The 14033-nt window shown below is 64.4% G+C and carries 10 protein-coding genes; 4 read left to right on the plus strand and 6 right to left on the minus strand.

Translation table 11 applies throughout. From position 1 onward, the window contains the following. Positions 1–319: 319 nt before the first annotated feature. The 3 genes from OC446_RS13220 to OC446_RS13230 all read left to right on the plus strand — a co-directional run bounded on the left by OC446_RS13220 (position 320) and on the right by OC446_RS13230 (position 2328). Positions 320–1165: an HD domain-containing protein gene (locus tag OC446_RS13220; protein WP_262029496.1), complete on the plus strand. Its 846-nt coding sequence runs from the start codon at positions 320–322 to the stop codon at positions 1163–1165. Positions 1166–1617: 452 nt separating this feature from the next. Beyond that, on the plus strand, positions 1618–1950 hold the full coding sequence (locus OC446_RS13225) for a hypothetical protein (RefSeq protein ID WP_262029497.1): 333 nt from the start codon (positions 1618–1620) through the stop codon (positions 1948–1950). 228 nt (positions 1951–2178) lie between these two features. After that, entirely contained in the window at positions 2179–2328 is a 150-nt protein-coding gene (locus tag OC446_RS13230) for a DUF1127 domain-containing protein (RefSeq protein ID WP_262029498.1), read from the plus strand. Between the two features lie 857 nt (positions 2329–3185). Here OC446_RS13230 and OC446_RS13235 read toward each other — a convergent pair. Further along, positions 3186–3440: a hypothetical protein gene (locus OC446_RS13235; protein ID WP_262029499.1), complete on the minus strand. Its 255-nt coding sequence runs from the start codon at positions 3438–3440 to the stop codon at positions 3186–3188. Between the two features lie 265 nt (positions 3441–3705). Here OC446_RS13235 and OC446_RS13240 point away from each other — a divergent pair, with 265 nt between their 5' ends. Then, positions 3706–3885, plus strand: coding sequence for a NepR family anti-sigma factor (locus OC446_RS13240; RefSeq protein WP_262029500.1), 180 nt, complete (start codon positions 3706–3708; stop codon positions 3883–3885). A gap of 900 nt (positions 3886–4785) precedes the next feature. Here the strand turns inward: OC446_RS13240 and OC446_RS13245 are convergent. From OC446_RS13245 to OC446_RS13265, 5 genes are all read right to left on the minus strand, one after another. Then, complete coding sequence (locus OC446_RS13245) at positions 4786–6888, minus strand: response regulator (protein WP_262029501.1); 2103 nt, start codon at positions 6886–6888, stop codon at positions 4786–4788. A gap of 842 nt (positions 6889–7730) precedes the next feature. Then, positions 7731–8225, minus strand: a complete 495-nt coding sequence (locus OC446_RS13250) for a hypothetical protein (RefSeq protein ID WP_262029502.1) — start codon at positions 8223–8225, stop codon at positions 7731–7733. Positions 8226–8227: 2 nt separating this feature from the next. Further along, on the minus strand, positions 8228–10675 hold the full coding sequence (locus OC446_RS13255) for a hypothetical protein (RefSeq protein WP_262029503.1): 2448 nt from the start codon (positions 10673–10675) through the stop codon (positions 8228–8230). Position 10676: 1 nt separating this feature from the next. Then, on the minus strand, positions 10677–12569 hold the full coding sequence (locus OC446_RS13260; RefSeq protein ID WP_262029504.1) for a hypothetical protein: 1893 nt from the start codon (positions 12567–12569) through the stop codon (positions 10677–10679). Positions 12570–12747: 178 nt separating this feature from the next. Beyond that, positions 12748–14022, minus strand: a complete 1275-nt coding sequence (locus OC446_RS13265; protein WP_262029505.1) for an AMP-binding protein — start codon at positions 14020–14022, stop codon at positions 12748–12750. Positions 14023–14033 lie beyond the last annotated feature (11 nt).

Raw genomic sequence — 14033 nt, forward strand, 5'->3', positions numbered from 1 at the left:
CATCGACGTGCGGGACGAGCGGCATCAGCACGTGTTCACTGTCACCGCATCGCTGAGGATCGACTGGTATGCCGAACCGTCTCAACTGCATCCTGGGAGCGGGTAACCTGACCTCTCCGGCACCCGGGCCAGCGGTCTTTGACACGCATCAAGGCGGTGTAGGCCGGGCGGCGTTATTCCGGACCGACGGTCGCTCCGGCCAATTGTCGGAAGTGCCTGATGCGCCCTGGGGGAGATGTTCGGGTGCTTCTGTCGTCGCCCCGGAAGGACTTGGGCTATACTCGTATGCCGAAGGCGCGTCGCATCCAGGGAGGCTCGCATGCTGACGATGCCCGCGATCGTGGCCGATGAACTCGGCAGGCATCTCGCCGACGACTTCCGGCGGCTGTTCGGATCCGCGCACCAGGACGAAGCGGAGCGGCTCGACGGCATCGCTCGCGTGGCGCTGGAATGCCTCGGCAAGAGCGACGCCCTCTACCACAACGTCGAGCACACGTTCCTGGTCACCCTGGTCGGCCGTGACATCCTGCACGGACGCATGCTGACCGAGCGCCTGGAGCCGGAGGACTTCTCGCACCTTATTGTCGCCTGTCTGCTGCACGACATCGGCTATGTGCGCGGCATCCTGAAGAACGATGGCAAGGACAGGTTCGTAGTCGATGCCAGCGGGCGGACCGTGGCTCTGGAGCGGGGTGCGTCAGACGCGGCGTTGACCCCGTATCATGTCGACCGCTCCAAGCTCTTCGTCGCCGAGCGCCTCGGGCAGTCGCCGACGCTCGATGCCGAACGGGTGGCGCGGGCGATCGAGTTTACTCGGTTCCCGGCGGGCCAGCCTGGCGCCGATGCGCCGGAGGACCGCGAGGGGCGGCTGGTGCAGGCCGCCGACCTGATCGGCCAGCTCGGCGACCCACTCTACCTGAAGAAGGCGAATGCGCTGTTCTACGAGTTCGAGGAGATCGGCCTCAACCGCCAGCTCGGCTACGCCTCCCCGGCCGACTTGGTCGAGCGCTACCCGGACTTCTACTGGACGAGCGTCTCGCCCCATCTCGAGCAGGCCGTAGGCTACTTGAACGTGACGGCGGCGGGCCGGCAGTGGATCGCGAACCTGCACAGCCACGTGTTCTGCGCCGAGCACGCCTTCACGCTGATGGGGCCGCAGAGATAGGCGCGGAAGTGGCGTCGACCGGCCGGATCACCTTCGGAGATCGCTCGCATCGCCTGAAGGAGATGGACGGCCCAGCCGGCGCCTGCAGCCCTCGGAGCGACATTGTTGCGAGGGAACACCGGGCAGGGCCAGGAGCCGGACCATATGCCGAACATTGGCGATTTGACGGCACCCGGACCATCGGCCGCTCGGTCCTGCCTCCGTCGGTGTCCACTGAGCGGATCGGGGACCATTCTGCAGTCTACCCGGGTGCCGTGCCTGCTCTGCGAAGCCAAGCGGCCCTTGCGTTCCGCTTCTGCGGCGAGGTCACGCTCCTGGGATAGGAGGCCGGGCTGCCAGCCAAGTCGCAGCGCAGCCGCACGGTCGCGCTTTCGCCTTGTGGCGTTTTGATGCTTATACGCTCACGATCAACTCGTGCGGAGGCCATCCGATTCTTCATTGAGGAGGGGAACATGGGTGAGTGGAACACGGTCTTCGAAGGCGAGGTGGAGGGGCGCCTGGTCACCGTGAAGGTCTACCAGAGCGCCGATGGCGAGGACCACGAGGATGAGGGAGACCCGACAGTACGGGTCACGACAACGACTGTTGATGACTATCCCGGGGTTCTGGAGGGAGAGGACGGCAATACCCTTTTGGTCGAGCGGGAGGAAGCGGGGCGTCTCGTCACGCTGGAGCCCTATAGCCTCAATGACTTGGAAGGCGAGCTGATGGAGGTCGGATTCAGCCCCGGGGCGGCCGCGACAATCCGCAGCAAGGTTTCCGCTCGAGTCATTCAGGGGCGGTAAACGAGAGGTGAACGCTTCAGCTCCGTTCCATGCTCCTTCGGCATGCCAGGGCTGACCGCCTCCGGGTTTGTCTGGGCCCTGGAGGCGCTGTAAATGCCCCTCCTCCATCACGACCTCTCGTGGTGGGTTTCTTCCCTGAACACGGCCACCGTTCTGGTGGCCTCTTTGGCCTCGCGGCCCTCGCGCTGCGCGGATCACATTGTGTGCGTGCATTATTGAGGTTGCGTCATGTTCCTGTCCGTCATTCTCTCCAGCTTTCGGCAATGGCTCCGTTCGCGCGAAACAGCCCGCCAGCTCTCCGTGCTATCGGACCGGGAGTTGTCCGATATCGGGATTTCCAGGCATGATATCAGCCATGTCGCCCGCCAGGGGCGCTAGCGTCACGGCTCGATGTCCGAGGCCGGTGGCACGGCGATCAAGGTCCGCCCGTGAGGCGCTGCCACCTCGATCGTTGTAACCGCAGCGGAGCCAAGCACCAGGCGTCGTCAGCGCGCTCGCGGCAGCTTCGGGCTCTCTCACGTTCGCGCGAGCAAGCCCGAGCAGGTGTTGGTTGCTGTCGTGGCGCTCCGGTCGGAACCCGCCCTGGGGCTGGCGCTTGCTCCCTGGGGACAGCCAGCGGAGCGTCATGTACATGCCTATTCCCTTGCCCAACCAGCCCTACCCGGAGCCGACGCCGGCTGATCCCAATCCGGCTCCGGTCAGCCCGCCTACCCCTCCCGAGGGGCCGCAGCCCGAGCCCGTCGGGGTGCCGCCGACGATGCCTGGAGACATCCCTTCTCCCGGCGAGCCGGTCGGGGTGCCCCCAACCTCGCCGCCGGAGATCCCTGCCACACCCACGACGCCTCAGCCCACCGCGCGAGATGCTCCATAGAGGATCAGGCAATTGGCGTGGCCCGGTCGTAGGCGTCGACCCTCGCGAACTCTCGCGTCGTCGTACTCGCCATCGGTGAACGGATCTTCACCGGCTCCACAGCGCGGGGCATCGGCAGGCCGGTCCCAGCTAATGTGCACCACATAGCCGCCTAGCCGGATATGGTAGGTCCAAGCACCCGGTTCGGTTCTGGGCGGAGCCTCCCGTTCGATCAGCCGCCAGAGACAGGCGGGTCGTCCCATGCCAAGTGTTCGCCGGCGAACCCTGGCTGTCAGAGCCTTGTGGGACGGGCTGCCGCCGGGTTCTTCACGTCACGCTCAACGACTGCTGTGGTCCGGGAGGGTCATCCATCCCGGTGGCCTTCCTACGGCATGGCGGCCCACACCCCGGCAGCCTTCAGCTGGAAGAACCCAGCCGCATCCCGTATGCCAGGATCCGGAGAAAAGGCTTTCAGGCTCTGCAGTGTCAGCACAAGACGTCGCCGGAAGGGCCATGGCAAGGCAGCCAACGTCTCGTCTACGCTCAGGCGCGCGGCTCCCTCGACCCCAGCTTGGTCGGCGATGTCATCGATCCGGCTCTGGATCGCACTCAGGCTCGCTAGGGTGAGAACAACATCCATCGGTACTACGCACAGGTACGCTGCAATCTCGTTCGTGAACGAGCTCGAACAAGGTACGTTCCTCAAGCTTGGCCTCCGACCGCGGCCGCGGCCTTAACCACGCCATGGGGCCGGTCGAGCACCGGGGAGACCGGATCGTATGTTGCGGAATGAGACAGCAAGCCAAGCCTTGGAAGAGATTGTCTATTTGGTCCCGAGGGCTGGCATTAGTGATTGATTAACCATGCTTTTACATGCTCTCCCTCACAGGAACTTGGGAGACGCCATGGCTAGCGATCGACAGGACGACAGACGAGGACAGCTCGACAGAGCAAGCCAGAGCCGGATCGGCCGCAGACTGCGGTTGGTCTATCGCCCCTTTATGGAGGAGCCGGTCCCGGACGGCTACATTGACCTTCTCCTTGCGCTTCGCCGCAAGGAACGAGAACTGGGGCGCCTCCCGTGAGGGGGGCGCTTCGGTGAATGGCCGAGCCTGCGTGTATGCCTTCCGTCCATCCGTCAGGTGAACGAAGGCATGGCACCGCTGGGGAGGGGTTTGCGGCGATCGAAGCAGCCTCCGATGCCTACGCGGCCTCCACCTATGCCTCCGGCTGTCCACATACGACAACGGCCATAGAAGGGTCCTCGACGGCTATCCCTGTCCCGGCGTACGGCTACCTGGCGGCGGGCCGTAGTCTCAGGAGTGGAGCACGAGAAACTCGGGGGCCGTCTAGCAGGCTTTTGGTCTGGAAGGGTGTGCTGCCTGATTGGCCCTAGTCCAGGCCCCTCCGCCCCGAAAGGCTGCTTCCTAGTACCTTTCCCTTAGGACCCGACTTCCAATCGTTGGACTATTGAGGCGGGCTCGTCGTTGATGCTCCTGCAACGAAGAGCCTCTCGAAGTCAGCTGGCGCATGCTGCAGCCCGTCTGCATCGGCGATGAGGATATCTCGTGCACCCTCGACAAGCAGAGCTCGAGCCTTCTCCGCCGCAGCCGTAGCGGTCTCGCATGTGACCGCTACGGCTCCCTGCTCCCCGATTCCCGTCACGACAAAGAACATGCTGCGCCCCATCGGTAAGACCTGTGAAACCTCTTCAACCCTCTTCCTGAACGGCCGTGGCGCTTTCGCGGCCTTCGATGTGTACCGGGCCATCCAATCCGTACGAGAACTCAGATGCCATGGGTGAGGTTTCGGGACGGCACTTGGCAGGGCGTCACACTCTCGCCGCAACATTCGAGGTCGACCCACCACCGGCACAATATCGTCCAGAGCGCGGCTCGCTGGAACTCCGCAATGCTGGCGGTACGGTTCGGGCGGGCCGGCCATGGTGTCCCACATACGTTTACCGTTCTTCCCGGGGTGAGCGGCTACTCCGCAGCGGACGCTGCCGAGTGCGGAAGCGCTCCATTTTCGTTGGTCCGGGGAGCTTCCATCACGGACCGGACCCTCTCGGCGAGATCGGCCAGCCGGTAGGGCTTGTAGAGCAGATCAACGTCCCCGACCGTGGTGTCGCCATCCACGTAGCCTGTTGTCAGGAGCACGCGGATGTCGGGCCAGTCCCGCCTGATCAGTCGCGCCAGGTCGATGCCGGTGAGCGTCCCCGGCATCCGTACGTCCGAGAATACGAGGCGCACATGCCGGTTCGCCTTCAACACGCGAACCGCCTCGTCGCCGGTCGCAGCCTCGACGACGTCGAACCCCAGGGATCGGAAGTTCGAGATCACCACCTGGCGTACCGCGGGATCGTCCTCGACGACTAGCACGGTCCGCTCGGCGCCGAAGGGTCCGGGTGTCGCGGATTGGGTCTCGATCGGCCGCGCGGCCGCTTTTTCCGAACGAGGCATGAAGAGGCGGATGGTCGTTCCGGCATTCGGGACGCTGTCGACCTCGGCATGGCCCCGGGACTGCTGCATGAAGCCATACACCATACTGAGCCCGAGACCCGTGCCCTTGCCACTCTCCTTGGTGGTGAAGAACGGCTCGAACACGCGCTCAATCACCTCGGGCGGCATGCCGGTGCCAGTATCCGACACCTCGACGACGACGTATTCGCCGGCCGGCAGGTTCGTTCTCTCACTGATGGCCCTGTTCTCGACAGAGATCGTCAGATCTCCTCCGTCCGGCATGGCATCACGGGCATTGACAGCCAGATTGAGGAGAGCTGCCTCGAATTGCGCGCGATCAACCTGGATGGGCCAGACCTCATGCTCCGAGCGAAGGCTCACGTTGATGCGCTCGCCAAGGGTCCGCCGCATCAGATCGAGCAGGCCCGGCAGCAGAGCCTTCACGTTGATGGTCGAGACCTGCAGCGGCTGGCGGCGCGAGAAACTGAGCAGCCTGTAGGTGAGGTCCGCACAATGCTGTGCGCTCTCCATTGCCATCCGCACTCGCCTCTCGGCCTTCTCGTCGCCCTGAATGGTCTTCTTCAACAGGTCGAGATTGCCGATGACGACGCTGAGCATGTTGTTGAAGTCGTGCGCGATGCCGCCGGTGAGACGGCCGATCGCCTCCAGCTTGCTGGCGTGGAGCAGGTTCTGCTCCATCTGCTTCCGATCTGTGATGTCGAACCACATGCCGAAGAACTCGCGCGGGCGGCCGTCATCGTCCCGCATGACGACGATCTGGTCGAGGAAGTGGCGCTCGGTCCCGTCGGCGCAGCGCCAGCGGTACTCGATGGCCGCCATGCCCTCCTCAGGCAGCCGTCGGAGCTGGTTCACAACCTGCTCGCGGTCGTCGGGATTGAGCCGCGACGACCAAAAATCCGGACGCCCGAGAAATGCTTCGGGTGGAAAACCGGTAATGTGCTCGACGCTCTCATTGGTGAAATGGAGCTGCCGGTGGTCCTCCTCGACCGAGGCGGTATAGAGCGTGATCGGCAGCGACTGGAGCACAAGGGTTTGATGCTCCTCGCGGCGGCGCAGGGCCTGCTCGGCCTTCAGCTTCTCGCTGCGGACCCGCAGATTTTCCATGAGCAGCCGCCGCTCCTCCTCGCCTTGCCGGCGGATCTCTTCTGTCTTGCGGTAGAGGTCGACGAAGATCTCGACCTTGGATTTCAGGATCAGCGGCTCGACCGGCTTGAACACGTAGTCGACCGCGCCTGCCGAGTACCCCTTGAAGACATGCACGTCGTCCTTGTTGACGGCGGTGAGAAAGAGGATCGGCACCCGCGCCGAGCGCGGCCGGGCCCGGATCAGACCGGCCACCTCGTAGCCGTCGAGCCGCGGCATCTGCACGTCGAGCAGGATAACGGCGAAGTCGTCCTGCAACACTTGTCGCAAGGCTGCCTCACCGGAATCGACTGTGACGATCTCGATCCCCGGCGAGCGCAGCACTTCTTCCACGGCGAGGAGATTTCTGGGATCGTCATCGACGACCAGGATCTTCGCAAGCACCGGATCGGAGGGAGCGCCGGTCGAACTTACGTAAACTGAGGCCGAACCGGAACCCGCCGGACCACCAACGTTAGTCATCGATTTAGCCCGGTTTCTGCCCGGCCCCTTGGATCGGGTTTGCTGTCAATCAAGCCTTGGTGAAGCATCCTGGTCAGAACGCGCGGTGATCGTGGCTCAGCCTTTTAAATGGCGTCACCTGAGACCAGCTCGCCGGATGGCCCAGGTGCGAGTGCGCGCGGGCACAACGCTGATTTCGAGGAGAGATGGAAGCGGACAAGGGTCACTCCACAGCAGAGTGGGATGAAGCGGACAGCAGCTCTACCCCAAGCTGACGGGCAAAAGAAGAGGCAGTCGGCGGAGCCGTTTGGTAGGTGTTGCGCACGCTTGCCCCTCGTAACACTATAATCCTTATACGACAGCGACAATCCTGCTGCGTACAAGAGAGGAGATAGTTCAGAAAGCAGCTGGTCAAGGACCTTTTGGCTGCTGGAATGACGTCGCCTACACGCCCGGCGATTGGCTCGCCTTCCGTGCAGATGGCTCCGCAGCGCATATTGGAGGCGTAAGAGCAGGTCCGACACCAATCCGGGATGCGGCCCGCGTCGAGGCCGAACCGACCCCGCTCCTGCTGCATCCGTCGAGGGAGCTTGGGCACGCCAAGACGCTTCTGGCCCAAGATGCGTCTGAGGAGGATGAGGTGCTGTCCCCTCATGGCAGGCAAGGGCATTCAGGACCAACTGGCGGAGGCTCTGCCACGGAACCATGGTGCCATCCGGCAGCTGCGGCAGCTCCCTGGCCTCCGCGGTTTCCAAACCAGGATCGGACGCAGCGGAGCAACCTGCAGGACAACGTCGCGAACGTCGAGGCCCCAGAGAAAACTGGCGATAGGCTCCGTATCCCGTTGGAGCCCCGCTACGCCGTCAATGCTTGGCCCGACGGGGGGACCTGGGCGAGGTCGCCGTGACAGGCGGCGGGACCGGCAGCTTATGGGCCCGCGCCAAATCCTCGAGCATGACGATTCGGCGTTCGCGCTGGTCGAGGAGGCCGATCAACGAGGCGTTCTGGGCGCGGAGAGCATCGTTCTCGCGCCGGAGGACCGCCAGCTCGCCCTCCAGGTCTCCCAATCGGCCACGCTTGGACTTCCGCAACCGCAGCTCGATGTTTCTTAGCGCCTCTTGGTACCGTTCGGTGAGGTCGGGGTACTTCCCGACGTTCGGCCGGTCGATCAGGGGGTCCGACCACTGGGCGAGGCTCCCGTCGGGCCCTCCCCATCGGCGCAACGCAGCATGGGTCTTGGGAATTTCGCTGCTCTCCGGCACCCCTTCTGCCGCCCAACGCTCCAGGATCTCGACCTTGGCCCGGAACGCCTCCAGGACACGGCGCTGTTTCTCCTCAGGTGACTCGCTCCTGCTCATGATCACCCCCGGTGCTTTCCGTGCACGGCCGCCTTCGCGGCGGCGACTTTCGCCTTGAGCGAAGCGAGCTTGGCCTTCGCCGCCACTCGGCTGGGCTCTGCGGGTGCCTTCTCGGCTGCCTCCGTGATCCGCTCGATCCTGCGGTTGATAACCGTCACGTTCTCGCCGAACGCGACGCAATGGCGGCATGAGAGGCAATCCTCGGTCGACGCGAAGGCGTAGTCCGGCCGATGGGCGCCGTCCGGACCGCTCTCCTCGGCTTTGTTGCGGAGGCAGACGGCGTCCGCCAGGTCGGACGGGTCGCCAAGCCTGCAACCGCAGTGGGTGTGCCGGCCCGGATGCGGTTCGATGTACCGGTTGGGAGCGGCGTCGCGCAGCAGCCGCACCAGCGCCTCGCGTTCCCGGTCCGGCGACAGGTTCGAGCGGCCGCTGATCAGCACGGAGCGGCGCGCGCGCTCGATCATTTTTTCCAACTCGTCATAGAGCGCCGCCGCGCCGAGGCCGATGGGGCTCTCGGCCCCGTCGTACATGTCCAGGACGCGCTCGACGAAGGCCTCCTGCCGCACGTCTTCGTGCTCGCGCGCCCGCTCTTCAAGGCTGATCAATGCCGCCCGGGCCGACGTGAGGACGGCGTCCTGCCTTGGCTGCTCCATCTCCTCCGCGATCCTCAGCCGCGCGTCGATCACCTCCCGCAGCCGCGTCAGCGCGCCGGGGATCGCCTCGGTAATATACCGCCGGGTCATCTCGGGGTCGAAGTGCAGCAGGAAGCGGCTCAACGCGTCGAGCGAGGAAAAGCGGTTTCCGTGATAGTAGTAGACGGAGAAGGCGCGGCGCAGCTGGTGCGGTGCGAATTTCCAGACGACGCCGTCCTTCTGCTTGCTCGCACCGACGACCTCCGCGAAGTCATTCAATGTAAAGCGGAGGGCGGTCTCGATGTAGACGCGGCCCTGGTCCTCGTCGCTGACCTGCGTCAACGAGGGCCTGTGGATCTTCACGAGCCAGTTCTTTCCGGTGCTCTCCCGTGCCGACTCGCTGAGCTCCTCCAGCAGACGGACGGCCACGGGCACCATGGCGGGGACGGGGATCTGCTCGATGTCGCGGATCGTCTTCTCGATGTAGCTCGACAGCCACCAGTTCCCGAACGGATCCTTCACCGTGCAGCCGGCTTGAAGGCTGCGCACCTCGTCGCGGCGCCGCGCCGACAATCCCGCGATCAGGATCAGGCACGCGGTGACCACGTGGCCGAGCGCCTCCTCCAGCATCATCCCGTCCGCATATGCGGGACTGTTGCGCCCACTCCGCCGCCATTGCGGCACGAGCCGCGGGACGCCCGGCTGGCTGGGCGGGAGGTGCTCGGCGATGATGGCATCGACGGCCTGCCGGAACGCCGCCATCCTCTTCTTCTGCTTGCTGATCTTGCCCGGATCGCCCTGCACCTCGCGCGCCAGCCTGCAGATCGTCAGGATGGGACCGGAGTAATCGAGGACCCATCGGGCCGCACCATCAAGCAGCGCCAGCCATTGCTCCGGACCCGGGGTGCCGGTCCGCCCTTCTCCGGCGCCAGGGGAGCGCCCGAGTTGTCTGGCCCGTGCTGTGAGACTTACCTTTGCGAAAGGGTCGAAGCCAAGCGGGTCATGAGAAAGCAAACCGATGTCCGAGAAATAGGCCAGCCTCTTCCACGCCATCAGAGCCTTTGTGACATAGCTGACGGTGGGTCTTGGATCGCTGAAGGAGGTTTCATACCAATCCGTAGGCTCAGGATTTGCGGCCTGGCTGAAATAGAGTTCCGGATTGGTTCGCTCAATCAACGCTGTGAGCCGTGGGTGCATCCAGGGCGAAATGAGCATCTGTCGCGGCACCCCGAGTTTCACACCCACGGCGCTGAAATCGATCCTCGGTGAACTGCTATGCACATAGGTCGGCCACGACCACTCTCCGCGCTGCAATTGCGCCTCAAGACGCTGGAGGCGGTCGTCCATTGGGACGAGAGCCACCACCCCCTGCTTCAGGCGTGCACAGTAGTCCTCGAACAAGGACGGTCCGATCTGCCGCATCTCACCGAGGCCTAGCGCCAAACGCCAGCGGACGATCCAGAAGACGTGCCGGAGCTTGTCGGTCAGCCCTTTGGCGGTGTCCATGGCCATGTACTGCCCGCGGATTGCTTCGATCGCCAAGATCTTCGCCGTAAGAAGGTCTCGGGCGAGAGGCTCGTGCGTGAGGAGGATGCCGTCGACATCGACGGGTTGGGCGAAGTCCAAGGGAAGGTCCGGATCGAGCACCTTGTCGGGGTCTTCGCTCCGGATAGTCCAATAGTTGTGGCGCAGGTCTGTCGCGTCCTCGGTGAACACTTCCTCCGAGGTTGCGCTGGGTTTTGTTGAGACCAGCCATTTGGGGCGGTTGTAGCCCCGGAGCACCCGGTCGTGGTCCGCAAGGAAGAAGCCGTTGGCCATCTTAGTCCTCCAGGCTCGGCAGCACGATCTGCTGGGATCTTAGCGCCAAGGAGGCCCGCCGAGCGGCCTGCCAGTACCGCGGCCCGAGGTGCTTGCGGAACAGCTCCCTGCCGATGGCCTTCGCCAGCGCCAGGAGCGGAAGGAACTCTAGCCTGAAGCGGGCGCGGTTCGGGTAATAGGCCTGCATTTCCCGAAGCTTCCGGTGGATCAGGTAGAGTTCGCCGAGGCGCTCATCGTCCGGCTCGAAACGCAGCGCAGGAGGAGCCGGTCCCGCATCGTCCGGGGCCTCGTCGAGCAGACCAAGAGCTGCGGTGATGCCCGCCCTGTCGGCCGTCCGGCGCAAGCGCACGAGGTCCGCCGCCGGCTTGTCGAGCTGCAGGGCGACATGCTCCTGATTGAGATCGCGCACGACGATGGCTTCCATCGCGTCTTGGAACTGCCGGATGCTGGCGTCCAGCTCCGCGTTCACCACCGGCGTGTTCAGGTAGTGCGGCATGAGTACCGACGAGCTGGCATGCCCCGCCGCCGCCCTGACGGCGTCGAACGAGCCGGTCTCCTGCCGCCGGAGGATCAGGTAGGTTTTCCGGATGGCCTTGAAGTTGAAGCCGGGACGGGCCAGCACGGAGCCCTTCGGATAAACTGCGGGAGAAACCACCCGCGTGTCCGACGCGTAGGTTCTCGGCTGGAGGTTGCCATTAATGAAGATCCAGAACCGATCGCCGAAAAGGTCGTGTGAGAAATGCCCGAACTCGGCCCTGAGGGCGTTTGCCATTCGCATGTAGCGCTCAAGGATGTCCGCAGCCGGAAGCGTGCTGCCGCCACCTGTGGCTTCGAGACATGCGTAACCGTCGAGTTGGCGGGCGGGATCATAGGCCTCCACGGTTCGGTCCCATTGATCGAGAGCCACACGAAGCCTGCCTTCGTCCAGACGATGGTTCTCGCCAAGGAAGGCCAGGACATGGTGCCCGGCCCGCCTCTTGAAGCTTTCGATGAACGAGGCCTCTGCGATATACGAGCCTCTAGCGGAGCGGAAGACGAAAGGATTTTGGTGGAGGTCCCGTGCAGGTTGGAGGTTCCAGCCGGTATCGCAGATCAGGACGCCCAGAGCGCCGCTCATCGCGGGAGCCAAGGGTCCGAAGCAGCCGCGGTACGCCATATTCATCACCGCGGCTCGGTCCCACAGTCCTGCCGTATCGAACTGTCCGGCCTGGTACCATAATGCTGGATCACGTGGCAGGACGTAATCTGCGACCCGCCTCGGAAGCTTGAAGGAGCCGGTCTCGCGAATATGATCCCGGAAGATCAGGAGCCCGTTGCGCAAGGCCTCGCGGGCTTGTGGATCTTGGTCCGGCATAGGCGGGTCGCCTCGGAGGAGGCTTTGGCCAAGGTTGAATAGCTCCTCGTAGTAAAGGAATAGCGAGACGAAGGACGAACGGACGAGCTCCATGGCGCGGCGCTCACGCTCGTACCCTTCGTAGCCTTCCAGCTCGGGCCAGTCGGCGGCTCCCAAGCTTGGGAACTCCTTGGTTGGAGGAGTGCCTACCCTGATCCATTTTCGGTTGAAATTCTCCGGAATGCCGCGCACGCCCCGGTCCCTGAGGATTTCCAAGGCATGCCTGACGGAGTGGGCCCGGTACATCCGGGTGCCTTCGGTGAGGTGGCTCTCCCCAGAAACCCTGTACGCGTCGCGCCACTGGTTGAGGACGTCGACGAATGCGCGCTCGTGTGACATGCCGTCGGGAAATAGGCTCTCGACTTCGTCGCCAGGTGCACCGGCAAAGCAGCGGCGAACCCGGTCGGCGAGGCTGTCTGGTTCCGCTTGAATGAGCCACTCGAGGAACGGAATGATCCCGTAGCGCCGGGCGTAAGTCATCTGGGAGACTGCCTCGACCATCTCTGGTCCAAAGCAGTCTTGCCACCGCAACGACGTGTCCATCATAACCGCCACAGCGTTTCCTCCTGCAGTTGCGAGGGGAAAGGCCGCGGGCTGTCCAGGCGCCTTCCTTCGCAGAAGGAAGCGTGACAGCCAGAAAAGCCTAGGTCAACTAGGCTCTTAGACTTCCTTCGGTATTCTAAATATGCGCAAAGATCTTGGCGAAGCGCTTTGCCCGCCCCCGGATGGTGACGATACCGTCATCGACAGTCACGATGTCCCCTGTGTCATGCCATCCGTCCACGGGCGGGCGCAGGCCACCCGGCGCCGTGGGATCGAGATAGCCTTTCATGACGTTCGGACCGCGCACGTGCAGGCGCCCGCCCTCGTGAATCCCCTCGACCGGATCGAGGCGCCATTCGATGGCCGGCAGGATCGGCCCGACCGATCCGGGCCTGTTGCGGTCCGGCAGGCTCACGGAGATGACCGGCGAGCATTCGGTCGCGCCATAGCCTTCCAGGATGATCGTGCCATGCTTGGCCCAGAGCTTGCGCGTCTCGTCCTTCACCCGCTCGGCCCCGGCAATGACGTAGCGGACGCTCGCCAGATCGTTCTCGCCCGCCGCGCGGGCATAGCCCTGCAGAAAGGTATCGGTCGCGAGCATGATCGTGGCATGCGTGCCGGCCACGAGCTTCGGGATCTGGCGGTAATGGAGCGGGCTCGGATAGAGCACGGACTTCATGCCGTTGAGCACCGCCGTCAGCAGTCCTGCGGTCAGGCCGAAGGAATGGAAGATCGGCAGGGCATTGAAGAACACGTCGTCGGGCCGCAGCACGTCGCCCGCGAGCGCCTTCACCTGATAGGCGTTGGCGACGAGATTGGCGTTCGACAACACCACGCCTTTCGGTGCGCCTTCCGAGCCGGACGTGAAGAGCACGACGGCCGGGTCGTCGGGTTCGACCTTCGCGCCCGCATGAACGCGCCGCGCCATCCAGGAATCGACGAGGCCGCGCAGCTTGTCGAGGCTCGTAAGGTCGGCCCGCACGTCCTCCAGCCACAGGATCCGCCGTCCCTCCCCCAGGGTCGCCACGAGGTCGTCGAGCTTGCCCTGCTCGACGAAGCGGCGGGAGGTCACGATGGTGTCGATCCCAGCCAGCTCGCACGCGGCCTTCAGGTTCTTGAGCCCGGCCGTGAAGTTCAGGAAGGCGGGAACGCGCCCGAAGGCATTGAGCCCGAACAGGGTGACGGCGATGGCCTGGACGTTCGGGAGCAGAACGCCGATCGTCTCGCGCTCCCGCGTCAGGCCCGCCAGCTTGCGCCCGAGGACGAGCGAGCCCAGGACGAGGCGCCCGAAGGTGATCGGCTGGCGCTCCAGATCCTCGAGGGCGACCTTGTTCCGGCCGAACAGGTCCCGCGCGTCGAGAAGGGCGCCGAACAGGCTCTTGCGCGTCCGCGCGATGTCGAACTCCGTCACGGGCGCCTCTC

It is taken from the genome of Microvirga sp. Mcv34 (assembly GCF_024519725.1).
Taxonomy (GTDB): domain Bacteria; phylum Pseudomonadota; class Alphaproteobacteria; order Rhizobiales; family Beijerinckiaceae; genus Microvirga.